Here is a 24729-nt window from a genome sequence, read left to right on the forward strand (position 1 = left end):
ATAAATCTTTCGACTTAAAATTTCACGAGTGCCCACACAGATTGCATGGTCAAATTGTTAAAGAACATACTGACTAGGTTGCTGGCTAAGCGCCGTGCTCCGTGTCAGTGAGGTCGCATTATAGGGAAGCCAAAACAATCCGCAAGCATTTATTTAAAAAAAACATCCGACTGCTTTTTTTTTAACCAACGAATAAGAATAAGCTTTTATTTCATGCTAATTGACGGAATTCAGGCTTTGATTGATTCGTTAAAGGGTAGTGACACGCATCTGCATGGTCACCAGCTTTTGCTACTAATAATGGTTTATCCTTTTTACATTTATCGGTCGCATAAGGACAACGTGTATGGAAGTGGCAACCTTTTGGGGGATTAATTGGTGAGGGTAACTCTCCTTTCAACATTATTCGATTTGTATTTCTCTTTCGAGGGTCAGCTATTGGAATCGCGGATAATAAAGCTTGTGTATAAGGGTGACGTGGAGAGTTGTATACCTCAAGTGCATTACCCAGCTCTACAATTTTGCCCAAGTACATTACGGCCACACGATCAGAAATATGTTTGACGACAGATAAGTCATGCGCAATGAAGATCAACGCTAATTTCATTTCTTGTTGAAGCGCTAATAATAAATTTAAGATCTGTGCTTGAACAGAGACATCTAATGCTGAGACCGACTCATCACAAATAATGAGCTTGGGTTTTAATGCAACGGCACGAGCAATCCCAATACGCTGCCTCTGTCCACCTGAAAACTCATGTGGGTAACGCTCTGCAGCACTTTCAGGTAAACCGACTTTAATTAAAAGCTCTTTGACCCATAACTTGCGCTCTACAGGCTTTCCAATACCATGAATAATGAAAGGTTCTTCTATTATCATTCCAACGGTATGGCGAGAATTTAAAGATTCAGTGGGATCTTGAAAGATAATCTGCATTTCTTGACGCAGTGAACGCATTTCTTTGACTGATAAATGAGTAATATCGCGCCCTTCAAAAAATATCTTACCTGCAGTTGGTTCAAACAATTTCAGAATAGAACGTCCCAACGTACTTTTTCCACAGCCCGACTCCCCCACAAGGCCAAGAGTTTCCCCCTGCTTAACAGAAAAACTAACGCCATCGACAGCATGAATAGTGTAGCCCTTGCGAAAGATACCGCCGCCAGAATAGAAGTGCTGTTTAATATTTTCAATGCGTAATAGCTCTGGCATTAATTCACCTCTTTCCAATGATGACAACTTACTTTGTGTTCACCATCGACTTGCGTCCAGACAGGCACAGTATTGCGACACTCATCGGTAGCATAAGCGCATCTAGTACAAAACCGACAACCTGCAGGCATTTCATTTAAATGAGGGACATTACCAGGGATCGTAACTAACATCTGTTTGTGTAACGCACTCAATGTCGGCATCGAATTCAACAAACCCTTAGTATAAGGATGCTTAGGTTTCTCAAACAATGTAAATATATCTGCCGCTTCTACCACTCGACCAGCATACATCACAACAACGTCATCACAGATCTCAGCGACAACACCAAGATCATGAGTGATAAAAATAATAGCCATACCACTTTCACGCTGCAGCTCTCGCATTAGGTCGAGAATCTGAGCTTGAACAGTTACGTCTAATGCTGTAGTCGGCTCATCACAAATTAAAATATCCGGTTTACATGCCAATGCTATCGCGATCATTACCCGCTGACGCATACCGCCAGAAAGGTTGTGTGGATATTCCATTACACGCAATTCTGGCGAGGGAATGCCCACTTTATCTAACATTTTGATGGCGTATTTTAAGCGATCTTTTTTATCGAGATCCTTACGGTGTAATTCAAGCACTTCGCACAATTGTTTTCCAACCGAATGAACAGGGTTTAACGCTGTCATTGGGTCTTGGAATATCATTGAGATACAATTTCCTCGTATCTCATAAAGTTTCTCTGGCGGTAAATCCACTACATTCTTGCCTCGATAGAGGATCTCTCCAGCATATACTCGACCATAAGGATGAGGAAGGAGCCCCATAATTGACATTGCGGTCACACTTTTCCCGCAACCAGACTCCCCTACAATTCCTAAGGTTTGCCCTTTTTTTACATTAAAGGTAACGCCATTAAGTACACGGACAATACCGTCATCAGTTGTAAATTCAGTGCCAAGATTTTTAACTTCAAGTAATACCTCATGGGGCATATTACTTCTCCCATGGTTTATAACTTATAGGTATCATCGATAATGGTGATGGCATCAAATACCTTTCCTTTCTTCATCGCTGCTTTGGTTTCTTTTTTGACGTTTTCATCAATCCAAAATGTTGAGATGCCAATAGGGTCAAACATTGCTTCCGTTAATTTCGTCATTGGTTGGCTTGGCACTTTCAACCAACGCCAGTAACCTTCACGAACATAAGGCACCATATAACCAGGAATGATGACATTGGCATCGGCTACAACCTGCTGTATTTCTCGAGATATAGCTCTTTTCTTTTCGACATCAAATTCGATACGGTACGACATGATTAATTGATCAAGCGCGGGTGAGCTAAAGTTTGTAAAATTATTGGTCTGCGCTTTGTTGGCATTATCAGAATGGAAATACTCCCAATACTGAGGAATATAAGATGTGCCCATATTATGGAAAGACAGCTCATGCTTTTTCTCTAACACATACTTAAATGCAGAAGACCCATCAACTAAGTTCAAGGTTAATTCCAAACCAGCTTCTTTCGCTTGTTCTTTAAGGTAAGCAACCCTTGGGGTATGTGCTGTCGCTGAGTAGGTTATCGCAAAGGATAATCGCGACCCTTTACTATTAACTCTTATGCCATCGGTACCAATTTGTTCAAAACCGGCTTGAGAAAAATATTCCGCCGCTAACGGAGGATCAAATTGATCGGCTTTTATCTCATTATTGGTATATTCGCCATGACCAACACCTAAACCATTCGGCTTACGCATATAATCACCACGTAAAACCTTTTCAATCATGCCATCAAAATCGATCGCATGGGCAACCCCTTTACGTACATTCAAATCATTAAGGTGCGGTTTTGCAGTATTCATCCAGACTCCACCACTGCCCTGAGGCAATTGGTTAAATCCCCAAAACTTATTGATATAGCCATTCTGATACGGTTTGCTATTTGATTTATCGTGCCATAATGAAGGCATCACTAAACCAAATGCGTCAAGATCCCCTTTTTCAAAATGCTTGCGGGCAATATCTTGGTCACGAATAATCTTTATATTAATTTTTTCAACGTTATAACGATTTTTATAATATTTATTTGAATATCCCCACCAATCCTTACCTACATGCTTAAACCTAATCGACTTACCTTTTTTAACTTTTTCGACGTAGTAAGGCCCTGATGATGGCTCAGCTTTAAAATTATAAAGACGAACAAAATTGTCATCAACACCATCATTATTTTTATCGACTTTAGGTTTATAAAAGTGGGCGGGTCTTGGTTGAATATCGTAGAGCGTCGTCATTAAATCTTCTCGGTTTTTAGGCTGAACCGATTTAATCACAATGGTGTGTTTATCTATCTCTGTAACCGAATCAACTTGCTCTGTGTAGTAATTATTATACCAAGGGGCAATAATATCTTTTGAACGCATGAGTTGAAGGGCATATTTAAAGTCATCCACAGTAATGGGCTTGCCATCAGACCATTGCGCTTTCGGGTTTAATCGAAAATAAATACTTTTATTGTCGTTACCATAGGCCCACTCATCAGCTAATTCTGGAATCCATTTATAGGTAATAGGATGTCGTCTTACCAAATTAGGACGAGAATCTAATAACCACTGCCTAAAACTGCCGTTAGAATCGGGGCCAACAATACGAAATGTCTGAGGGAAGCTTTGTAAATACGTTCGAAACGTACCGCCAAATTGCGCGTTTTCAGAAGCAAAAATAGGTTCATCTGCATTTGATATCCATTCAAGATCATTAGGTAGTTGAGCTGCATTAGCCCCCTCCCCTCCCAACATCGATACCATCGCCAATATGGATAGTTTTATTTTCTTCATTATTAACATCCTTGTTTATACGTGAACCTTAAATATAGCGCGTATATTTTTTAGGATCGAAAGCTTCACGAATGCCTTCACCTATAAATGTCACCATGACGAGTACCATAACAATAGCAGCAACGACTGACGATGCTATCCACGGTGAATCTAAGTTTGATTTTCCTTGTTGCAGTAAATCGCCCCAACTTGGTGTGGGGGGCATTAAACCCAGCCCTAAATAATCTAACGCTGTTAATGCGGTAATATTTGCCGCAATGGTAAATGGCGCTAACGTTACAATCATGACCATGGTATTGGGCAAAATGTGCTTAAACAAAATTCGGAATGTTGATGCGCCAAGTGCGCGAGCTGCCACCACATATTCTCGGGCAGATTCTTTATAAGTCATCGTACGCATGTACCAGGTTATTCCCATCCAACCAAAAAGTACGTTAATGGCGACAAATAAAGAGAACGTAGGGCGAGTAATCGAAACCAATATCATGATGACATATAAAAAAGGCACCATTGACCACACTTCAATTAAGCGTTGGGCAATCAAATCAAACTTCCCTCCCCAGAAACCCATCGCACATCCAACAGCAACTCCAATCGCGTATGAACTCACCATCGTCATCAAAGCAAAGCCCATCGCAATTCTAAAGCCATAAACTAAACGCGCTAAAATATCGCGCCCGATGGTGTCTGTTCCAAGGTAATGCTTATCTTCAAAGCTTGGTGCTGTAGGAGGATAATCACCGCTAAAATCTTGCTCATAAGGATTCCAAGGCACTAGCGGTAGCACAACAAAATTATCGTTATCTTGTTGTTCAAACACTTGCTGTAACTCTCGGTAATCCGTTTCTTTTAAATACGAAAGACCAAACGTTGTGCCTTCTCTTACATCACTAATAACCGGGAAGTAAAAATCACCCTCATATTTCACCACCAATGCCTTACTATTAATAAAAACTTCAGCCACCAGCGATAAAAGCAACAAGCAAGATAAGATTAAGAAAGATAAGTACCCACGCTTGATTTCTTTAAAGCGTTTTATTTTTCTCAGTGTAAGAGGATTCAGTTTCATCATTTACACTCCAAACTTTACACGAGGATCGGCAATTGCAACGCAAATATCAGAAAGAATATTTCCGATCATTAAAAGCACGGCATTAATCGCTACAATTCCCATTACAACAGGGTAATCACGCTCCACTATTGATTCGTATCCTAGTAATCCAATGCCATCAATATTAAAGATAACCTCGATCAAAAATGAGCCAGTCATAAAGAAAAGTAAAGAGTTACCAAAGTGACTCGCGACAGGTATTAAACTATTACGTAAAGCATGTTTACGTACCGCGTCTTTAAAAGGTAAGCCTTTGGCTATTGCTGTACGCACATAATCTGACGATAGGTTTTCCATTAGATTATTTTTCATTGTCATTGTTAAGGTTGCAAAATCCCCTATCAAATAACAAATCAAAGGAAGCACGGCATGCCACATAACATCTTTAACTTGTTCATAAACCGTTTCGTAATCATCGAAGTCGTCATCAACAAATCCCCCCATCGGGAACCATTCCAAGTGATAACTAAATAACGTAATCAGTAAAACGCCCACCACATAGCCAGGAAGTGCATAGCCAACAAAAATTAAAATGGATGAACTTGAGTCAAATATCGTTCCATGCCGCATGGCTTTGTAGTAACCCAATGGAATCGAAATAAAGTAACTAATAAAAAAAGTCATTCCACCATAGAATGCGGATACCGGAAAACGTTCGGCTATCATTCCCCATACAGGTTCGTAATATCGGGTTGATTCACCAAAGTCTAACGTTAATAGTTTGCCTAGCCATTGGGTATATGCTTCAACGACAGGTTTATCTAAACCGTAAAAAGCATTCAACTCGGCGATTTGAGTTTCAGAAAGCGCACTGCTTCCCCCCGGGGTAGAAATGGATGCTGCAACATCGCCTTGTGCCTGCATACTTGCCAGCATGCGCTCAACAGGTCCACCAGGTACAAACCGAGTGATTGTAAAGATAAGAAGCGTAATACCGAGAAAGGTTGGGATGACTAACATCATCCGCCGAAGAAAATATGACAACATCTATAGACTAACTCCCTGTCAAACGACGATCACTAAGTACCTATATAGAAAGCACCTATATTAAGTACCTATATAGAAAGATAGCAGGTGAAATTTCTTTCAACGATCTTATACCAATTCCATTAATTATCTGACCATTCAGAATACCACTGGAAGTCGAGTTCAAGGATAGTGTTTGATAGAAGAGTGGTTCTCTTTTGAAATCGCTAGACACAGAAGTTAGCTTCCAGTGGTGTTCCCTTTGGGCGAGTTTAAAATACTTTTATACTGCGTTAATAAATTTCAATTTAGAGCCACTAGATCCTCAATTTATCTCCTTGCCTAAAAGCATTTAACTCTCGCTGAACTGATCAGATAATTAATGGATTTGGTATTACGTATAACCGATCTTCCTGAATGGTTACCGTTATTCTTATGCGCTTAAATACAATTGCGTTTTCAATAGCCTTCATTCATATCGGGAAATTGATTTATATACAATAGAAAACAAGGCATAACGATATCTTTTACTCAAAAGTTAGCTATCTCTTAAATTTGAACTAGCTGACTAAAATTTAAGTACAAAAAAGGCCGCTAATCTGCGACCTTTTTTATACAAGATGTTCAGCTAAACAATTATTAGCGTGCAGCTAACCAAGCTGGAACATCAGCAACACTATCAAGTACAACACTTGCTAATGCTTCACCTTGCTCGGTAATAGGCTTACCTGTACGAACCAGTATTTTAGTACCGATATTCGCCGTCGTTGCTGCTGTCATATCATCGGTTTTATCACCGATCATAATTGAGTTATCCATATCGATGTCAAACTCTTCACATGCAGAAAGTAACATACCCGGTTCAGGTTTGCGGCAATCACAATCTTGTAAATATTCACCTTTACCCTCTGTTGGGTGATGCGGACAATAATAAATGCCGTCAAACTCAACATCATGATCAACGAAGTTCCAATCCATCCACTCCGTTAAACGGGTAAATTCCGCTTCGGTGTACATACCACGCGCAATCCCTGCTTGGTTCGTTACTAAAATAAGCAAGTAGCCCATATCTTTAAGCTTTTTACATGCTTCAAATACACCGTCTATGTATTCAAAGTCATCTACTGTATGAACATAGCCATGATCAACGTTAATCACGCCATCACGATCGATAAAGACTGCTGGATTGGCCAAGAGTTAGCCCTCTATATAGTATTTGCGGCAATATTGCGTATAAGCAGATTATGGCACGGCTTAGAATGTGATTCACCTGTTTATCAGATTCTGAGCTACACACCTGTCATTCAAGGTGCTAGAAAGAGCCTGATTTTTACGTTTAGCCATCTAGACGTAAAAATAGCTATTGACTTAGCCATCTAGACACCCTAGCATCATCACAACAGTTTACGATTGAATGTCACATAAAGAACAAAACAATTACAATGTAAACACAAACAACAGCATTACTTTTATCTAGATTCAGGAAGTTCGATGATAGAAATAAATAGAGTTAATAAAGTGTTCTATCAAGGTGAGCGAGCGATCAATGCGCTTAGCGATATTAACCTGACTATTGAGCAAGGTACTATTTTTGGCGTTATTGGCTCTTCTGGTGCTGGTAAGAGTACGTTAATTCGTTGCGTTAACTTGTTAGAGCGCCCAACAAACGGACATATCATTGTTGACGGTGTTGACCTAACTCAACTTTCCAATAAAGAGTTATCATTAGCACGCCGAAAAATTGGCATGATTTTTCAGCACTTCAATCTTTTATCGTCACGCACTGTTTTCGAAAATGTTGCGCTACCGCTAGAATTAGCAGGCGTATCTAATAATGCTATAAAAGAAAAAGTGGACGGGTTGTTAAAACTTGTTGGTCTTTCGGATAAAAATGATACCTACCCTTGTAACTTAAGTGGTGGTCAAAAACAGCGCGTTGCAATTGCTCGTGCATTAGCGTCAGATCCAAAAGTCTTATTATGTGATGAAGCAACAAGTGCGCTTGATCCTGCAACAACACAATCAATTTTAGAGCTATTACGCGAGATTAATCGCGAATTAAACCTAACGATCTTATTAATCACGCATGAAATGGATGTGGTTAAAAGTATCTGCTCACAAGTTGCCATTATTGGTGATGGCGAGTTAGTCGAAAAAGGCCCTGTCGGTGATATCTTCGCTCACCCTAAAACAGAACTCGCGCGCGAATTTATCCGCTCTACATTAGACTTATCAATCCCTGCGGATTACCAAGCTCGTATGACACCAGAAAGAGTCGCAGGTAGCTACCCTCTTATTCGTTTAGAGTTTACAGGCGCTTCCGTAAATGCCCCTTTGATTAGCCAAGTTGCAAGAGAGTTTAATATCGATATCAGCATTTTAAGTTCTGATATGGATTATGCCGGTGGCGTTAAATTTGGCTTAATGTTGGCAGAATTATTTGGTACAGAACAAGCAGCAGAGCAAGCTATCGCTTTCTTGCGTGATCATAAAGTGAATGTAGAGGTATTAGGTTATGTTGCTTGATTCAATAACCAGTTGGTGGGAAACCAATGAACGATTAACGTATTTATTGGTTGAAGCGCTAGGTCAAACCTTAACGATGGTATTTACATCAGGGCTTATCGGTTTTGCACTCGGTATTCCGCTAGGTGTCGCCTTACACTTAAGTAAAGATGGTGGTCAGCTTGAAAACCGCACCTTAAATAAAGTGCTGGGTACCGTCGTCAATATTGGTCGTTCTATCCCTTTTATCATTTTACTTGTCGCTATTATTCCTTTTACTCGCTTTATCGTGGGTAGCTCAATCGGAACGGCAGCAGCAATTGTTCCATTAACCGTTGGCGCGATTCCATTTATTGCACGATTGGTCGAAGGCGCATTACTGGAAGTACCATCAGGCTTAGTGGAAGCGGCACAAGCGATGGGGGCAACATCTCAACAAATCGTCACTAAAGTCTTATTACCAGAAGCATTGCCGGGCATTATTAATGCCATAACCATTACGCTAGTTACTCTTGTTAGCTATTCTGCAATGGCAGGTACTGTTGGTGGTGGTGGTCTTGGTGATGTGGGTATCCGTTATGGTTACCAACGCTTCGATGGCACCGTTATGATGATTACAGTTGTTATGTTGGTCATCTTAGTACAACTTATTCAATCGTTTGGTGATCACTTAGTTAAACGTTTTGATCATCGATAAATAGAACATTCATAAATACTGCATAGCCATTTTGTAAATACAAGAAAGATATGGCGATTAAGAAATCAGGGAATACCCCAGTTAAGGAGAAGTACCATGGCGTTTAATTTGAAGAATATTTTTGCTGTCGCAGGTCTAGCATCTGCACTTGTATTAACAGGTTGTGGCGAAAAAGAAGCTGTTGTTGATAATAGCAAAATTAAAATTGGGGTAATGGCAGGCGCTGAAGCACAAGTTGCCGAAGTTGCAGCGAAAGAAGCGAAGAAAACATACGGATTAGATGTTGAGTTAATCACTTTTACTGACTACGTTTCACCAAACGCAGCTTTAGAAGAAGGCTCTATTGATATAAATGCATTCCAACATAAGCCTTACCTTGATCAGCAAATGACTGACCGTGGTTACAAGTTTGCCATTGTGGGTAACTCTTTTGTATACCCAATTGCAGCTTACTCAAGCAAAATCAAATCACTTGACGAGCTAAAAGATGGCGACCAAATTGCAGTACCGAATGACCCAACAAACCTTGGTCGTTCTTTACTACTATTGCAACAGCAAGGTCTACTCACGCTGAAAGAAGGCGCAGGTTTAACAGCAACAGTGCTTGATATTGTAAGTAGCCCTAAGAACCTAAAAATTGTTGAGCTTGAAGCTGCACAACTTCCACGTTCTCTAGAAGATGTTCAACTTGCGATTATTAACACAACATACGCAAGCAGCATCAACCTAACACCTGAGCGTGATGGTGTCTTCGTTGAAGACAAAGAATCACCGTATGTGAACCTAATTGTTGCACGTGAAGATAATGTGAATGCTGAAAATGTACAGACATTCTTAAAAGCTTACCAATCTGATGTTGTTTACAACGCAGCGCAAGAAATCTTCCAAGGTGGCGCAGTTAAAGGTTGGTAATTCTTTATCGCAGAATAACTTGCAAGACTAAAAGAACAATATGACAAAACGAAAGAGGCGCCTGATATAGGTGCCTCTTTTTTTGATTTCGTACCATCACTACTTTTTCTTTGCCTTCCCCTGTACCGCTTTAAAGCGTGGATTTGATTTACAAATCACGAATACTCGCCCACGACGTTTAACGACCTGACAATCACGATGACGCAATTTTGCACTTTTTAATGAGCTAACAACTTTCATTCTATTCTCTTCGTTCAAACAAGCTGATATGTTATAACATAACAATATCGTATTTTATCATCGCTGAGTCAAGACGTTTTTTATGGTATGTTCTGCGCTACTTACTCTTTGCTATCTATAACAGGCCTCGCTTTATGTCTTACAGCATTGAACCTATTGGTATTGTTCGGTCGCCTTATAAAGAAAAATTTGCCGTTCCACGTCAACCGGGATTAGTCCCTAGCGCATGTTCAGAAATCATCTTGCAAGGTAGTGCTAATACCATAGAGGCAGTGAGAGGCATTGAACAATTCAGTCATCTTTGGTTGTTATTTTTATTTGACCAAAACCTTGAAGCAGGCTGGCGACCAACAGTAAGACCCCCTCGATTAGGTGGTAACGAACGTATTGGTGTCTTTGCGAGTAGAGCAACATTTCGCCCTAATGGCATTGGAATGTCTGCTGTTGAACTAAAAGGGATACGTCAGAAAGGCAGTGATATTATTATTGAATTAGGTGGCGTTGACTTAGTCGACGGCACACCCATTATCGATATAAAACCTTACGTACCTTATTCAGATAGTTTGTCACAAGCACAGGGGGGGTTTGCAACGGATGAACCAGCTACGTTACCCGTTGTGTTTACAGATACAGCATTAGAACAATTAAAAATGGATGGCAACGCTTACCAGCAAACCGTTATTCGGGAAGTATTAGCTCAAGATCCTCGACCTGCTTATAAAAAAAATAAAATCGACACCAAGGAATATGCTGTCCATTTATTTAATTTCAATGTGAAATTTACCGTACAAGATGGTCTTGTTACCGTTACTACCATTGAAACAACCGTAGAATAAGTGAGATCACGCTTGTTCTCTTTGGTGATTAGCCTTTTGGCTGATAATATAATCCCCTTCACTTAAAATTCTCAACAAACGGATACCATCAATGCGTACCAGTAACTATCTTCTTTCCACGTTGAAGGAGACTCCAAACGACGCAGAAGTCATTAGTCATCAACTAATGCTACGTGCAGGTATGATCCGTAAGCTGGCTTCAGGTCTTTATACCTGGCTACCTACAGGTCTACGTGTACTGCGTAAAGTCGAAAACATTGTTCGTCAAGAGATCGACAATGCAGGTGCCGTTGAAATCTTGATGCCCGTTGTTCAGCCATTTGAACTATGGGAAGAGACAGGCCGTTCAGAGAAAATGGGCCCTGAACTACTTCGCTTTACTGACCGTCACTCTCGTCCGTTTGTTCTTAGCCCAACAGCAGAAGAAGTTGTCACTAGTCTTGTGCGTAACGAAGTAAGTTCGTACAAACAGCTGCCGCTAAATCTGTACCAAATCCAAACTAAATTCCGTGATGAACGTCGCCCTCGTTTCGGCGTAATGCGCGCACGCGAATTCTCAATGATGGATGCGTACAGCTTTGATATCGATAAAGAAGGCCTAGAAAACTCTTACCAAGCTATGCACGATGCATACTGTAAGGCATTTGATCGCATGGGCCTTGAGTACCGTCCAGTATTGGCAGACTCTGGCGCAATCGGCGGCAGCGGCTCTCAAGAATTCCACGTGCTTGCTGAAAGCGGTGAAGACCTAATCGCATTCTCTAGTGACTCTGATTACGCAGCAAACATCGAGAAAGCAGAAGCATTAGCACCAACAACTGAGCTTGCAGCTGCAACTCAAGAGATGGAACTGGTTGATACACCAAACGCTAAAACAATTGCAGAACTTGTAGAGCAGCACGGCCTTGCAATTGAAAAGACAGTTAAAACGCTATTCGTTAAAGCATCTGATGAAGTTGATGCAGACATCATTGCATTGATCATCCGTGGTGATCACGAGCTTAACGAAGTAAAAGCTGAAAACCTTCCGCAGGTTGCCTCTCCATTAGAAATGGCAGAAGAAGCTGAGATCCGTGCACTAATCGGTGCTGGTCCAGGTTCACTTGGTCCTGTTGGTCTTAAGCTACCATTTATCGTAGACCGCACTGTTGCTGTAATGAGCGACTTTGGTGCTGGTGCTAACGTTGATGATAAACACTACTTCGGTATTAACTGGGGGCGTGATGTTGAGCTTGCTCAAGTGGAAGACCTACGTAACGTGGTAGAAGGCGACCTAAGCCCATGTGGTCAAGGCACTATCCAACTGAAACGTGGTATCGAGGTTGGTCACATCTTCCAGCTAGGCACTAACTACTCAGAGAAAATGAACTGTAACGTTCTTGGCCCTGATGGTAAGAGTGTCACTCTAGAAATGGGTTGTTACGGCATTGGTGTATCACGTGTTGTGGCATCAGCTATTGAGCAAAACTACGATGAAAACGGCATTATCTGGCCGACAGCACTTGCACCATTCCAAGTGGCTATCGTACCGATGAACATGGCTAAATCTGAAGAAGTTAAAGCAGCTGCAGAAAGCTTGTATGCTGAATTAACGGCTGCGGGCATCGAAGTGTTATTTGATGATCGTAAAGAGCGCCCAGGTGTAATGTTCAAAGATATCGAGCTAATTGGTATTCCGCATACGATTGTGATCGGTAACCGTAGCCTAGAAAATGGCGAGATGGAATATAAAGACCGTCGCGATGGCAACAAAGTCGCAGTGCCTGTTGCTGATGTTGTAGAAATGATTAAGCAAAAATTAGCTTAATTCAATTCTCGTTTCAGCTATCTTATTAAGCCTCCTTTCTGGAGGCTTTTTTATATATAGTCATCCACAACGCCCATGCTCTATAGCGCACTTTTCATATCCGAGAGAAATATACAATGCCATATCTCAATATTCAGTCTCTGGTACAAAGTCGTAAAAAACGATAAAAGACGGACTCATCAATAAGATCAAACCTTCCAACTCATTATTTTCACGATATAGTTGATATAGTTAATGAAGAGAAAATAATATTTATCATCATCGTTTACGATGTAAGGTAGAAATATGGCAAAGGATAAGCCAAAAATCAGCTTACTCTTAACAGGGGGGGGAGCACGGGCTGCTTATCAAGTTGGCGTGTTAAAAGCCATTGCCGAGTGGTACCCACGCGTTCACCATAGCCCTTTTTCAATATATTGCGGTACATCAGCAGGCGGCATAAATGCAATCGCCATCGCCAGTTACGCGTCATGTTTTCGCCTGGGTGTGAAAAAATTAGAGTGGATTTGGGCACGTTTACATAGCCGCAGAGTCTTTATTGCCAGTCCGTATGGTATGACTAACTACTTGCTTAAACAAGGACTTGCACGCTTACAGGCTGATTATCATGAACGCCCACCTTTTGGCTTACTAAATAATCGTCCCCTTCGTGAGCTACTTAACCAAGTTAATAATTATGAACGACTAGAAAAACAAATCATAGCCGGTAATTTACATGGCATTTCCATCACCGCTTCCAGTTATAAAAGTGGCCGTTCTGTCAGTTTTTTTCAAGGCCAACAAGAACTTTGTGAATGGGATAGAGCAAAATCGAAAGGACGGCGCTCATTAATATCTACAGAGCATTTATTAGCATCAGCAGCAATACCTCTGGTGTTTCCAGCCAGTAGGATTGGTCAAACCTACTATGGGGATGGTTCAATCCACCAATTATCGCCACTGCGTCCATCATTAAAAATGGGGGCTGATAAAATACTGATGATTGATTTAATCAATGAAAAAACAGAAGAAAGGGATCACACCAAAGCACCGGGATTAGCCTCTTTGGGCGGACACTTAATGGATACTATTTTTAGCGATACATTAACAGCCGATCTAGAAAACTTAACACGTACCAATACCATCATTCAGGCACTACCTGAACATGAAAGGCAGCGCTTACAATTAAAAAATGTTGACCATATTCATTTATCCCCTAGCAAATCCTTTGAACCATTAGCCCAAAAATACTACTGCCATCTACCACCAATGACCCGCGCATTAATGCGACTTACTGGGATTAGTCCTAAAGATGACGCCGCTATAACCAGTTACATCTTGTTTGAGCCTGAATATATTCAAGCATTAATAAACCTAGGTTATGAAGATACCACTGAAAAAGAGACGATGATCCGCAAATTTTTGAAATAAAATCATATAATTATTAATAATAAATTACTCTAGATGTTGATTTGAACAAATAATTGCCTATAGTAAACCCCTAATATTTTTATGATGTTTTTATGGATCCAATTCTCTGGGACAAGTTTTTTGCTGATGAACGAAAACCGAGGACAAAACCTCTCGGCGCTGATCAGCGTCTACTGATCTTGCAGAAACTACAAGGCAAACTAGAACTTGGAATATTATTCGAAATATTCACTCGTGAAATCGAAAAACAAATCGATGTAAGCCGTCTTATCTGGGATCTTGACGATACTAGTACCTTAATTCGTCGAGGAAAAGGCACTGAATTCAACCAAACCTTTGTTTTACGCCTTGGTGAAAATGAACTCGGTAAATTAAAGTACACGACCCCTTATAAACTTGATAACGATGAAATTAACTTACTTCATACGTATCACCGCCTTTTCGCAGGCCCCCTTAGTAATGCTATTGAATATCGCCGAGTCAAAAATATGGCTATGCGAGATCATCTATCCGGTTTAGGTAATCGTTCTAGTTTCGAGCAAGATATACAACATTCGATTGCGATGAGCGAACGCCGGGATGTGGGTTTAGTTGTCGTAATCTTTGATTTAGATAATTTCAAACAAGTTAACGACCGCTATGGGCACCTTGATGGTGATAAAGTTATCCGTCGTTTCGCTATTGCGTTAAAACATGCTGTTCGCACCTCTGACCGTTGTTATCGTCTAGGCGGAGATGAGTTCATTATGCTGCTGCAACCAGCAACAGACAAATCCGCACAGAAAGTAGCAGAACGCGTACATCACTTGATTAATGATGACCAAGCATTACGCACTCTTCAGGTTTCATCATCACATGGTTATGCCCAATATCAAAAAGGGGATACCACCCTTTCGCTTATTGATCGCGCTGATCGCCAGTTATATAAACAAAAGCGTAATAAATAGCCATCTCCCCAATTTATCCTTTTTTGATCAATATTCTTTGCTATCTTCAACGTGTATATTGGTGTTTATCACCATAGAATTTATTCCAATACATTCTCTATTCGAATAAATTTTACTTTAGAGGAAATATCATGAAAGTTTACGAATGCTGCGAATTAATCCGTAAGACTTATGCACAAATTGGCGGCGGTGATCTCGGGTATATTCCAAATGCGATTCATTGTGCAGTCAAAACATTTGATTTTATTGCTGCAAATGAAGAGCTACCGAAAGATGTTCGCGAACGTGCGGCTTTTGCTGCTGCAAATTTATTAATGAGTGATTTCGAAGACTAAATATGAATTTATCCAAATATGAAACGATGGATCCAGTCATGTTAATGAGCATCGTTAATATGAAAATTCGTGATGAATTTGAAGACTTGGACAGCTTGATTAACTATTTCGAAATCGATAAAGAAATTTTGATCAACCGCCTCAAACAAGCAGGCTTTGATTACTTGCCTGAAGTAAAACAATTCCGCTAACACATCAAATCAACATATATGAAAGACAAAACGGAAGCCAATGGCTTCCGTTTTTTATATTTCATTGTTGGTTATCAATAACCTTAGCCAAACGAAGCCCAAAGTACTGTGGCCACTAAAATAGGACATACAACTTTTAGGTATAGTGGCCAAACTTTCCAGAACAAACTGTTTTCGATTTCAGGGCAACCTTCGCTCAACTCTTTGAGTTTACTGTTACGAGACCAAATCCAACCACCAAATAAAGTAAACAGTAATGCCGCTACAGGCTGAAAATACTGCGTTGCAATAGTCGCTACTAAACCAAACATCTGACCAAAATTAAAGATAATAACAACACTGAATAAAGCAATTAACGCCCCTAACACCCAGCTTGTCGGCTTACGTTTCGTATTAAAACGTTCACAGACTAAAGACACTGGGCATTCAAGCATTGAGATAGATGATGTTAGTGCAGCGATAGTCATTAGCACAAAGAAAACGAGAGCAAGCAGTTCACCCACAAAACCGAGACTATCAAACAGCATAGGCAGAACAGTAAACACTAACGTATCAGAACTCAGTAGCGAGCCATCGTCTGCGTAAATTGCCACACCTTTTTGCATCGCAACATACATTGCAGGCATTACAACCATACCCGCAACAATGGCAACAGCGGTATCAACCAATGTCACGCTCAGCGCCATTTTCGGTAGGTTTTCTTTCTTACTTAAGTAGGAGCCATAAATAAGCATAGAACAGCCACCAATAGTCAAAGAGAAGAACCCTTGTCCCATTGCGGCTAACAGTAACTGGCGATCAAAGACTTTACTGAAATCAGGAATAAGGAAGTGCTTTAATCCTTCCATTGCGCCATCTTGAGTCATGATATAAACAAACATTAAACCAAATAAAGCAAACAACGCAGGCATTAAACGCGTAGACCACTTTTCGATACCCTGCTTAACACCACTTTGTACAATAAGAATGGTTAATATATAAAATATAATTGCGCCAAAGAGGTTACGACCAATAGAGAAATCTTTTAACCATGCAGACGCCGATTCAAAACCGAAAATATCCGTTACAGCTGCAAACATGAAGGTAATTAACCATCCTGCGACAATGCTATAAAATGCCAACACTAAACAAGGTACGGCTAAACCAATACAACCAACGACTGAGCCTGCTTTTTTAGCTAACGGGTTATCCGATAAACTACGCATGCTATCGATTGGATTCGCTTGGCCATGACGACCAATAGCCATTTCGACCACCAGCATAGGGAAAGCAACGACCAAGATCATAAAGAGGTAAACCAGAACAAACGCCCCTCCTCCATTACTTGCCGCTTGTGTTGGGAATCCCCAAATATTCCCAAGCCCAACAGCAGCACCGGCAGCAGCCAGAATAAACCCTACTTTTGAACCAAAATGTTCTCTACTACCAGCCATTATGCGTACTCATTTACCAATCGACGTATCAGTGTGCTAGTACAATAATGCATACTACTTTCTTTAGCAATAGCAGAGTATCCAACTGAATAAATTATGAGCTAGCAACTGTAAATATCGTGGTACACCAATAATAGACAAAGAAAAACCGCTATCAGTGTTGAGTACTCATAGCGGTTAATGTTGAATATCAATATGCCTATTGAGGTATATTAAATAATAAGCTTATTTTAATTGAGCAAAATACGCAGCAACATTTGCAATGTCGGTATCGTTTAGCATAGAAGCTTGTGGCTGCATTACCATCGCCATTCCCCCCGTGCGTTCTTTATTTTTATATGCTTTCAATGCATTCGCCAAATATTGCTCATTCTGCCCTTTGAGGTTTGGATAGCCTGGGATCATTGCAATTCCATCAACACCATGGCATGCCGCACAAATAGCAGCTTTAGCTTTACCTGCTACGGGGTCGCCTGCAGCCATTACTGATGATGAAAATACAACTGCGAAAATAGTAAGTGCAAAAATTTTATTCATTTTGTCCTCTTATACATTTTTATTATCCTTTCGCAAATTGTGCACTCTTTATGAAGCTATTGCACTTCTCGTGAGTTGCACAGCCAATCTAGATCACAATCCTCACCGAAAAAATCTTCTGTCACAAATAAACCCGCAACAGCAGCAAGCCGATCATTATAAAAAACTAACGGTATACGACGACGATTCCAACTGGGCACTTCATATTCTTGAAATAGCTTTTTTAGTTTACGCTTCCCAATACGTCCTTGAGGTTTCGCCTCTATCCCCTCTGGCTCAAACCGCACAGATACAATTTCATGTTGCTGAGGCAAACGTAATATTCCATTTGCTTTAACCGTTGTTAATACTAATGTGCCAAGCCCTTCTGGCAATGAACAAGCTTGGTTTAACTCACATTTTTGCTGAAAGAGGCTAATATCCGCCCATTGTTTAACAACATACAAGCGTTGTTTATAGCGTCGAATTTGATGGTTATCCCAACATACTTGTGGGTTAGCGTCATCTTGAGCCAAAACGACAGATTGCCATATTTGCTGTAACTGAGCTTGCGATGGCATTAACACCGTAAATAGACTTAGCCACTGACGGATCAGCTGCTTGCCAATCCTCTCAGAACCTAGTTCTACAATTTTTAAACTCTGATCCACATGTAATGCTTTCGATAAATGACTGGCTAATAATTCATTTAATAATGCTTCTTGCTCACCACATAATGCTGCACTACGAGATACCGCTTTACGTATTCCAGGCCAGCGTTGATGTAATAATGGCGTTATTTGATGACGAAGAAAATTACGGTCATAACGTTGATCTTGATTACTTTCATCTTCAACCCACTCTAATTGATGGGCAATACCGTAATCAGTAATACTCTGGCGTGTAACCTGCAACAAAGGTCGAAGATGATAACCAATACCAAACTTAGTGCTCTCTGGCATAGAGGCTAACCCAGCTGGACCACTACCTCGTTTTAACGCGAGTAAAAATGTCTCAAGCTGGTCATCAGCGTGCTGCGCGGTTAATAAGCAGTCACCTTGCTGAACATGCTTACTTAACGCAAGGTAGCGTTGCTCTCGCGCCTGTTGTTCAACACTAACTCGATTACCTAGAACCAAAGTAACGTGTTCAATATGACAGGTTATCTTCTCCTCAAAAGCCCACAACTGGCATTGCTGAGCCCATTTATCCGCATTACCGCTTAAACCATGATGTACATGCACTGCATTACATTGATACTGTGGATTTTCTCGAATAAAACGCCCCATTAAGTGCAGTAATACTCGCGAATCTAGCCCACCACTTAAAGCAATAACAAATCGATTGGAACCAGGAGTATTAGCCAGCAGGCACGAACGAAGCGAAGAATAAAGCATGGGAAATATGAAGCCTGCACAGGGAAGAATAATGTCGCAGTATAATACTTTTTAGTCGTCAAAAAAAAGCGAACCAACTCTTTACTTAGAATTGACTCGCTTCAATGTGCTCTTATTTTGACTAACTCTGCTTAGCAGTAGCCGTAGCTCATCAAACGTTGGTAACGACGCTCAAGCAACTCATCAGTATCTAAAGCTTCAAGTTCAGCTAAGTTAGCGACTAACGTTGCTTTTAATGATGCAGAGATCGCCACTAGATCACGGTGTGCACCACCAAGAGGTTCTTCAATAATGCTATCGATAAGTTCAAGTTCTTTAAGACGGCCAGCCGTCAGTCCCATCGCTTCAGCTGCCTGAGGCGCTTTATTTGAATCTCGCCATAAGATTGATGCACAACCTTCAGGAGAAATAACAGAGTATGTTGAGTACTGAAGCATATTAACGTAGTCACCTACGCCAATCGCTAGTGCGCCACCAGAACCGCCTTCGCCAACAACATTACAAATAACAGGCACTGTTAAGCCCGCCATTGCTTTCAAGTTAGTTGCAATAGCTTCTGATTGACCACGTTCTTCAGCACCAACACCAGGGTATGCACCTGCAGTATCGATAAAGGTAATGATTGGCATTTTAAAACGCTCTGCCATTTTCATTAAACGTAAAGCTTTGCGGTAGCCTTCAGGTTTTGGCATACCAAAATTACGGAATACTTTTTCTTTCGTACCTCGTCCTTTTTGATGGCCAATAACCATAACGGGACGGCCATCAAGACGAGCAATTCCCCCCACTAACGCTTTATCATCAGCGAACGCACGATCGCCCGCTAATGCATCAAACTCAGTGAATATGTGCTCAATATAGTCAAAGACATATGGACGCTCGGGATGACGCGCTAATTGCGCGACTTGCCATGCCCCTAAGTTACTAAAGATTTTTTTAGTCAGCTCAAGGCTTTTCTTTTCGAGTTGTTCGATTTCTTTGTCCAAATCAACCGACGCCGATTCATCACGACGAGAAACATCGCGAAGTGCTTCAATTTTGGCTTCCAACTCTGCAATTGGTTGTTCAAACTCAAGGAAGTTCAGGCTCATACAACTTTAAATCCTTTTGTCTATTATCGCCGTCTTACACTCTATAATGGCTTGTCTAAAGCACCATAAAATGCAGTAGACGACGGATAAACTAAATTAATTAAATTCAAGCTCGACTTGCTTCTCACCTAATAACAACTTGAGATCGAGAATTAACTGATCCGACGGCGTAATACGCCATTCTGTTCCTAAGGTAAGTTTGGCACGTGCATTCGAGCGCTGATAATACACATTAACAGGTACTGTACCTGCTCTGTGGGGCTCCAGTACTTGACTGAAGCGTGCAAAAAACTGTTCATCGACTTGCTGTTCTGTTACCGAGATAGCAAGTCCTCTAAGGTGTTTTTCTCTTGCCTCAGAGATATCCAGTACTTCTCTGGCTGACATTTTAAGGCCACCATTGAAATCATCAAAGCTGACCTGTCCAGAAACAACCACTATTTTGTCTTTTTCAAGCAAATCAAGGTAACGTTCAAGCGCATCAGAGAATAACATGACTTCCATACGACCTGAACGATCATCTAGTGTCATTAAACCAATACGTGTTCCACGCTTTGTTGTCATAACGCGTGCAGCAATCACTAACCCTGCAACAGACGCTACTTTATCACGCCCTGTTGGGTTAGCATCTTTTAAGCGCCAAGTGGTGTAATGCTTTAACTCTGAAATGTAGGCATTTATCGGGTGACCTGTTAAGTACAACCCTAGAGTTTCACGTTCACCTTCCAACCAAATTTTATCTGGCCATTCTGGAATATTGGCATAAGCTTGCTCGACCTCTTCAGGAGCTGCCGTCAATACACCAAACATATCAGCCTGACCAAAGGCTTCTGCTTGATGATGCTGGCCAGCCGCTTTAATGGCATCGTTCAACGTCGCCATCAGAGTGGCACGGTTAGGGCCTAAGCGATCCATCGCACCTGATTTAATCAATTTCTCAAGCACACGCTTATTGACTTTTTTAGTGTCAATACGCGCACAGAAATCGAATAAATCTTTAAAGTGACCACCTTTTTCACGGGCTTCAATCAGATTTTCTATCGGCCCTTCACCAACACCTTTTACTGCACCTATACCGTAAACAATTGCGCCTTGCTCATCAACATTAAATCGATAAAGCCCTTTGTTTACATCAGGCGGCAGCAAAGGTATCTTCATGCGTAAACATTCATCAACCAAACCAATGATTTTATCGGTGTTATCCATATCTGCAGTCATTACCGCAGCCATGAATTCCGCAGGGTAATGCGCTTTTAAATACAGCGTTTGGTACGATACCAATGCATACGCAGCAGAGTGGGATTTGTTAAAACCATAACCGGCAAATTTCTCTACCAAGTCGAAGATCTTCATGGCGAGTTCGCCATCGACCCCGTTATTAACCGCACCTTCTTCAAAGGTGGTGCGCTGCTTGGCCATTTCTTCAGGTTTTTTCTTACCCATCGCACGACGTAACATATCGGCCCCACCCAAGGTGTAGCCAGACAGTACCTGTGCAATTTGCATAACTTGTTCTTGATACAAGATAATGCCGTAAGTAGGTTCGAGAATCTCTTTCAACGATTCATGCTGCCAAGTGGCATCAGGGTATGACACTTCTTCTCGACCATGCTTACGGTCGATAAAGTTATCTACCATACCGGATTGCAAAGGACCGGGACGGAACAATGCTACCAGTGCGATCATATCTTCAAAGCTATCAGGTTGAAGGCGCTTGATCAGATCCTTCATTCCTCGCGATTCTAACTGGAACACTGCTGTCGATTCAGAGCGCTGCAACATCGCAAATGACTTTTTATCGTCCATAGGAATCGAAGCAATATTGATCGGCTCTTTGCCTTCAGCCTCTCGACGAGGGTTAATAAGAGCTAACGCCCAGTCAATGATGGTTAATGTTCGTAGACCCAAGAAGTCAAACTTAACCAAGCCTGCGGTTTCAACATCATTTTTATCAAACTGGGTAACAGGGTTAGCACCTTCTGCATCGCAATACAGTGGTGAGAAATCAGTGATCGTCGTTGGTGAAATTACAACACCACCCGCATGCTTACCCGCATTACGTGTTACACCTTCAAGGATGCGACACATATCAATTAAGGCTTTTACTTCTTCATCGGCATTGTAGGCATCCCCAAGTTGCGGTTCTGCCTCAAAGGCTTTAGCCAATGTCATACCGGGCTCTGCCGGGATCATTTTAGAAAGACGATCAACAAAACCATACGGGTGACCAAGTACTCGCCCTACATCTCGAATAACCGCTTTCGCCGCCATTGTACCAAACGTAATGATCTGAGATACCGCATCACGACCATACATTTCGGCAACATGATCAATAACCAAATCACGTTTGTCCATACAGAAATCGATATCGAAATCGGGCATCGATACACGTTCTGGGTTCAAAAAACGTTCGAACAGTAAGTCAAATTCCAGCGGATCAAGATCGGTAATGTCGAGTGCGTAAGCCACCAATGAACCTGCACCTGAACCACGACCAGGACCAACCGGCACATCATTATCTTTCGACCATTGAATAAACTCCATTACGATCAAGAAATAGCCGGGAAACCCCATCTGATTAATAACTTCAAGTTCAATCTCAAGACGCTCATCATACCCAGCGCGTTGTTCGACACGTACCGCTTCATCCGGAAAAAGGAACGCTAAACGTCGCTCTAAACCTTCGCGAGACTTAACAACTAAAAAGTCTTCAGTACTTAGATCCCCTGTAGGAAAATTAGGCAGGAAGTATTCCCCAAGACGAACCGTTACATTACAACGTTTTGCGATTTCAACACTGTTCGCCAACGCTTCAGGAATATCTGAGAATAACTCACACATTTCCTCTTCAGTACGTAAATACTGTTGTGGGCTGTATAGCTTTGGTCGATTAGGATCAACAATGGTGTAACCATCATGAATGGACACTCGGATTTCGTGCGCGTCAAATTGTTCTGCAGATAAAAAACGCACATCGTTGGTTGCAACAACCGGTAGATCTTCATTCGCAGCAAGCTCAACTGCAAAGTGAATGTATGCATCTTCATCTGGACGCCCTGTTCGGACTAATTCCAAATAAAAGCTATCTTCAAAATGGGTTTTATAGAACTCAACGCAGCGATTGACCAGCGATTGGTTACCTTTTAGTAAGGCTTTACCGACATCGCCACATCGACCCGACAGTAAGATTAGCCCTTTGCCATATTGAACTAACCACTCTTTATCGATGACGGGTTGATGCTGAACATGACCACGCAAATACGCTTTCGAAATCAACATGGTTAAATTTTGATAACCGTCGTTGTCAGTCGCCAAAATGGTGAGATCAGCGAGCTCATTTTCAAGCTCTTCTGAATGCACTTTAAAATCAGCGCCTATGATCGGCTTCATTCCAGCACCATGTGCTGCAAAGTAGAATTTCACTAAACCACACAGGTTAGTAAAGTCGGTTAATGCCATTGCAGGCATACCAATTTCAGCCACTTTTTTAACTAACGGTGAGACTTTTGATAAGCCATCAACCATTGAAAAGTCACTATGAGTATGAAGATGAATAAAGCGAGGATCAGCCATGACAACCAGATTTATTGCGTTCTAATTTGAAGTGATAATTATAGCGTAAAGCATTAGCTATCACCGTATCTCTCTTAACAGCGACAACGCTATTAAGACCAAAAATGATTCAGTTACTCTATACCCAGAATACGTTTTACCGGCTTAAAGCTTTTACGATGCTGCTCAATCGCACCATGTAATTCTAACGCTTCAAAATGCGCTTTGGTTGGGTAACCTTTATGTTTCGCAAAACCGTACTGTGGAAACTGTGCATCAAGCACTTCCATTTCACGATCTCGAGTCACTTTTGCAATGATCGATGCGGCACTAATTTCAGCCACACGTAAATCGCCTTTTACCACCGCTTGGGCAGCCATTGGTAATTGAGGGATTTTATTGCCATCAATCAATACAAAGTCAGGCTGAACGCTTAAGTCCGCGACAGCACGCTGCATAGCAACCATTGTGGCTTGTAAAATATTAAGCTCATCAATTTCCTCTGGCTCACAACGACCCAGAGACCACGCTACTGCTTTTTCTTTAATTTCATCAAACAATACATTGCGCTTCTTTTCGCTCAACTTTTTAGAATCAGTTAATCCCACTATAGGATTATTAGGGTCTAAAATAACAGCGGCAGTCACAACAGCACCAACCAGTGGACCACGTCCAACTTCGTCAACACCTGCAATCAAATTTGCTTTCGGGTATACAAATGGTTCAAAATCTTTCGTCAT

At 41.2% G+C, this 24729-nt stretch carries 22 protein-coding genes; 9 read left to right on the forward strand and 13 right to left on the reverse strand.

From position 1 onward, the window contains the following. Positions 1 to 211 precede the first annotated feature (211 nt). The 6 genes from C9J12_RS21475 to gmhB all read right to left on the reverse strand — a co-directional run bounded on the left by C9J12_RS21475 (position 212) and on the right by gmhB (position 7314). Positions 212 to 1213 carry an ABC transporter ATP-binding protein gene (locus C9J12_RS21475; protein ID WP_107244571.1) on the reverse strand — a complete coding sequence of 334 codons (1002 nt, stop codon included), beginning with the start codon at positions 1211 to 1213 and terminating at the stop codon, positions 212 to 214. Beyond that, entirely contained in the window at positions 1213 to 2199 is a 987-nt protein-coding gene (locus C9J12_RS21480; RefSeq protein ID WP_107244572.1) for an ABC transporter ATP-binding protein, read from the reverse strand. The genes C9J12_RS21475 and C9J12_RS21480 overlap by 1 nt, the downstream gene beginning before the upstream one ends. Before the next feature lie 17 nt (positions 2200 to 2216). Further along, positions 2217 to 4043: an extracellular solute-binding protein gene (locus C9J12_RS21485; protein ID WP_107244573.1), complete on the reverse strand. Its 1827-nt coding sequence runs from the start codon at positions 4041 to 4043 to the stop codon at positions 2217 to 2219. A 28-nt stretch (positions 4044 to 4071) separates the two neighbouring features. After that, positions 4072 to 5115 (reverse strand): ABC transporter permease, encoded by a 1044-nt coding sequence (locus C9J12_RS21490; RefSeq protein WP_107244574.1) that lies wholly within the window; start codon positions 5113 to 5115, stop codon positions 4072 to 4074. Further along, a complete protein-coding gene (locus tag C9J12_RS21495; RefSeq protein WP_011219540.1) occupies positions 5116 to 6141 on the reverse strand; it encodes an ABC transporter permease subunit in 1026 nt (341 codons plus the stop codon). A gap of 618 nt (positions 6142 to 6759) precedes the next feature. After that, positions 6760 to 7314 carry a D-glycero-beta-D-manno-heptose 1,7-bisphosphate 7-phosphatase gene (gene gmhB / locus C9J12_RS21500; protein WP_107244575.1) on the reverse strand — a complete coding sequence of 185 codons (555 nt, stop codon included), beginning with the start codon at positions 7312 to 7314 and terminating at the stop codon, positions 6760 to 6762. Between the two features lie 297 nt (positions 7315 to 7611). Between gmhB and metN the strand changes: the two genes are divergently transcribed. The 3 genes from metN (at position 7612) to C9J12_RS21515 (ending at position 10234) form a co-directional block, all read left to right on the forward strand. Then, the gene (gene metN / locus C9J12_RS21505) at positions 7612 to 8646 is read left to right on the forward strand and encodes a methionine ABC transporter ATP-binding protein MetN (protein WP_107244576.1); all 1035 of its coding nucleotides are present in this window, start codon (positions 7612 to 7614) and stop codon (positions 8644 to 8646) included. After that, positions 8636 to 9322: a methionine ABC transporter permease gene (locus tag C9J12_RS21510; RefSeq protein ID WP_107244577.1), complete on the forward strand. Its 687-nt coding sequence runs from the start codon at positions 8636 to 8638 to the stop codon at positions 9320 to 9322. The genes metN and C9J12_RS21510 overlap by 11 nt, the downstream gene beginning before the upstream one ends. Positions 9323 to 9418: 96 nt before the next feature. After that, a complete protein-coding gene (locus C9J12_RS21515; protein ID WP_107244578.1) occupies positions 9419 to 10234 on the forward strand; it encodes a MetQ/NlpA family lipoprotein in 816 nt (271 codons plus the stop codon). A gap of 99 nt (positions 10235 to 10333) precedes the next feature. Here the strand turns inward: C9J12_RS21515 and ykgO are convergent, their stop codons facing one another. After that, the gene (gene ykgO, locus C9J12_RS21520) at positions 10334 to 10474 is read right to left on the reverse strand and encodes a type B 50S ribosomal protein L36 (RefSeq protein WP_041394490.1); all 141 of its coding nucleotides are present in this window, start codon (positions 10472 to 10474) and stop codon (positions 10334 to 10336) included. 134 nt (positions 10475 to 10608) lie between these two features. Between ykgO and tsaA the strand changes: the two genes are divergently transcribed. The 6 genes from tsaA to C9J12_RS21550 all read left to right on the forward strand — a co-directional run bounded on the left by tsaA (position 10609) and on the right by C9J12_RS21550 (position 16000). Beyond that, the gene (gene tsaA / locus C9J12_RS21525; protein WP_107244579.1) at positions 10609 to 11310 is read left to right on the forward strand and encodes a tRNA (N6-threonylcarbamoyladenosine(37)-N6)-methyltransferase TrmO; all 702 of its coding nucleotides are present in this window, start codon (positions 10609 to 10611) and stop codon (positions 11308 to 11310) included. A gap of 91 nt (positions 11311 to 11401) precedes the next feature. Next, positions 11402 to 13117, forward strand: coding sequence for a proline--tRNA ligase (locus C9J12_RS21530; RefSeq protein ID WP_107244580.1), 1716 nt, complete (start codon positions 11402 to 11404; stop codon positions 13115 to 13117). Positions 13118 to 13402: 285 nt separating this feature from the next. Continuing rightward, positions 13403 to 14527, forward strand: a complete 1125-nt coding sequence (locus C9J12_RS21535) for a patatin-like phospholipase family protein (RefSeq protein ID WP_107244581.1) — start codon at positions 13403 to 13405, stop codon at positions 14525 to 14527. A gap of 92 nt (positions 14528 to 14619) precedes the next feature. Beyond that, entirely contained in the window at positions 14620 to 15474 is an 855-nt protein-coding gene (locus C9J12_RS21540; protein WP_107244582.1) for a GGDEF domain-containing protein, read from the forward strand. A 131-nt stretch (positions 15475 to 15605) separates the two neighbouring features. Further along, on the forward strand, positions 15606 to 15809 hold the full coding sequence (locus C9J12_RS21545) for a YaeP family protein (protein ID WP_006232685.1): 204 nt from the start codon (positions 15606 to 15608) through the stop codon (positions 15807 to 15809). 2 nt (positions 15810 to 15811) lie between these two features. Beyond that, positions 15812 to 16000 carry a DUF4250 domain-containing protein gene (locus C9J12_RS21550; RefSeq protein ID WP_107244583.1) on the forward strand — a complete coding sequence of 63 codons (189 nt, stop codon included), beginning with the start codon at positions 15812 to 15814 and terminating at the stop codon, positions 15998 to 16000. 83 nt (positions 16001 to 16083) lie between these two features. Here C9J12_RS21550 and C9J12_RS21555 read toward each other — a convergent pair whose 3' ends face one another. The 6 genes from C9J12_RS21555 to rnhB form a co-directional block, all read right to left on the reverse strand. After that, on the reverse strand, positions 16084 to 17433 hold the full coding sequence (locus C9J12_RS21555; RefSeq protein WP_107244584.1) for a sodium-dependent transporter: 1350 nt from the start codon (positions 17431 to 17433) through the stop codon (positions 16084 to 16086). Between the two features lie 225 nt (positions 17434 to 17658). Continuing rightward, complete coding sequence (locus C9J12_RS21560) at positions 17659 to 17970, reverse strand: c-type cytochrome (RefSeq protein ID WP_107244585.1); 312 nt, start codon at positions 17968 to 17970, stop codon at positions 17659 to 17661. 56 nt (positions 17971 to 18026) lie between these two features. After that, entirely contained in the window at positions 18027 to 19346 is a 1320-nt protein-coding gene (gene tilS, locus C9J12_RS21565; RefSeq protein WP_107244586.1) for a tRNA lysidine(34) synthetase TilS, read from the reverse strand. Between the two features lie 131 nt (positions 19347 to 19477). After that, positions 19478 to 20437, reverse strand: coding sequence for an acetyl-CoA carboxylase carboxyl transferase subunit alpha (gene accA / locus C9J12_RS21570; RefSeq protein ID WP_107244587.1), 960 nt, complete (start codon positions 20435 to 20437; stop codon positions 19478 to 19480). Between the two features lie 96 nt (positions 20438 to 20533). Beyond that, positions 20534 to 24010 (reverse strand): DNA polymerase III subunit alpha, encoded by a 3477-nt coding sequence (gene dnaE, locus C9J12_RS21575; RefSeq protein ID WP_107244588.1) that lies wholly within the window; start codon positions 24008 to 24010, stop codon positions 20534 to 20536. Positions 24011 to 24123: 113 nt separating this feature from the next. Beyond that, a complete protein-coding gene (gene rnhB, locus C9J12_RS21580) occupies positions 24124 to 24729 on the reverse strand; it encodes a ribonuclease HII (protein WP_107244589.1) in 606 nt (201 codons plus the stop codon).

Origin of the sequence: Photobacterium frigidiphilum (genome assembly GCF_003025615.1) — a bacterium.
In the GTDB taxonomy this organism is placed as follows: Bacteria; Pseudomonadota; Gammaproteobacteria; order Enterobacterales; family Vibrionaceae; genus Photobacterium; species Photobacterium frigidiphilum.

Coding starts and splice junctions, on each gene's coding strand:
- C9J12_RS21475 (WP_107244571.1), bottom strand. CDS start 1,213: ATGCCAGAGCTATTACGCATTGAAAATATTAAACAGCACTTCTATTCT.
- C9J12_RS21480 (WP_107244572.1), bottom strand. CDS start 2,199: ATGCCCCATGAGGTATTACTTGAAGTTAAAAATCTTGGCACTGAATTT.
- C9J12_RS21485 (WP_107244573.1), bottom strand. CDS start 4,043: ATGAAGAAAATAAAACTATCCATATTGGCGATGGTATCGATGTTGGGA.
- C9J12_RS21490 (WP_107244574.1), bottom strand. CDS start 5,115: ATGATGAAACTGAATCCTCTTACACTGAGAAAAATAAAACGCTTTAAA.
- C9J12_RS21495 (WP_011219540.1), bottom strand. CDS start 6,141: ATGTTGTCATATTTTCTTCGGCGGATGATGTTAGTCATCCCAACCTTT.
- metN (WP_107244576.1), top strand. CDS start 7,612: ATGATAGAAATAAATAGAGTTAATAAAGTGTTCTATCAAGGTGAGCGA.
- C9J12_RS21510 (WP_107244577.1), top strand. CDS start 8,636: ATGTTGCTTGATTCAATAACCAGTTGGTGGGAAACCAATGAACGATTA.
- C9J12_RS21515 (WP_107244578.1), top strand. CDS start 9,419: ATGGCGTTTAATTTGAAGAATATTTTTGCTGTCGCAGGTCTAGCATCT.
- ykgO (WP_041394490.1), bottom strand. CDS start 10,474: ATGAAAGTTGTTAGCTCATTAAAAAGTGCAAAATTGCGTCATCGTGAT.
- tsaA (WP_107244579.1), top strand. CDS start 10,609: ATGTCTTACAGCATTGAACCTATTGGTATTGTTCGGTCGCCTTATAAA.
- C9J12_RS21530 (WP_107244580.1), top strand. CDS start 11,402: ATGCGTACCAGTAACTATCTTCTTTCCACGTTGAAGGAGACTCCAAAC.
- C9J12_RS21535 (WP_107244581.1), top strand. CDS start 13,403: ATGGCAAAGGATAAGCCAAAAATCAGCTTACTCTTAACAGGGGGGGGA.
- C9J12_RS21540 (WP_107244582.1), top strand. CDS start 14,620: ATGGATCCAATTCTCTGGGACAAGTTTTTTGCTGATGAACGAAAACCG.
- C9J12_RS21545 (WP_006232685.1), top strand. CDS start 15,606: ATGAAAGTTTACGAATGCTGCGAATTAATCCGTAAGACTTATGCACAA.
- C9J12_RS21550 (WP_107244583.1), top strand. CDS start 15,812: ATGAATTTATCCAAATATGAAACGATGGATCCAGTCATGTTAATGAGC.
- C9J12_RS21555 (WP_107244584.1), bottom strand. CDS start 17,433: ATGGCTGGTAGTAGAGAACATTTTGGTTCAAAAGTAGGGTTTATTCTG.
- C9J12_RS21560 (WP_107244585.1), bottom strand. CDS start 17,970: ATGAATAAAATTTTTGCACTTACTATTTTCGCAGTTGTATTTTCATCA.
- tilS (WP_107244586.1), bottom strand. CDS start 19,346: ATGCTTTATTCTTCGCTTCGTTCGTGCCTGCTGGCTAATACTCCTGGT.
- accA (WP_107244587.1), bottom strand. CDS start 20,437: ATGAGCCTGAACTTCCTTGAGTTTGAACAACCAATTGCAGAGTTGGAA.
- dnaE (WP_107244588.1), bottom strand. CDS start 24,010: ATGGCTGATCCTCGCTTTATTCATCTTCATACTCATAGTGACTTTTCA.
- rnhB (WP_107244589.1), bottom strand. CDS start 24,729: ATGACGAAAGATTTTGAACCATTTGTATACCCGAAAGCAAATTTGATT.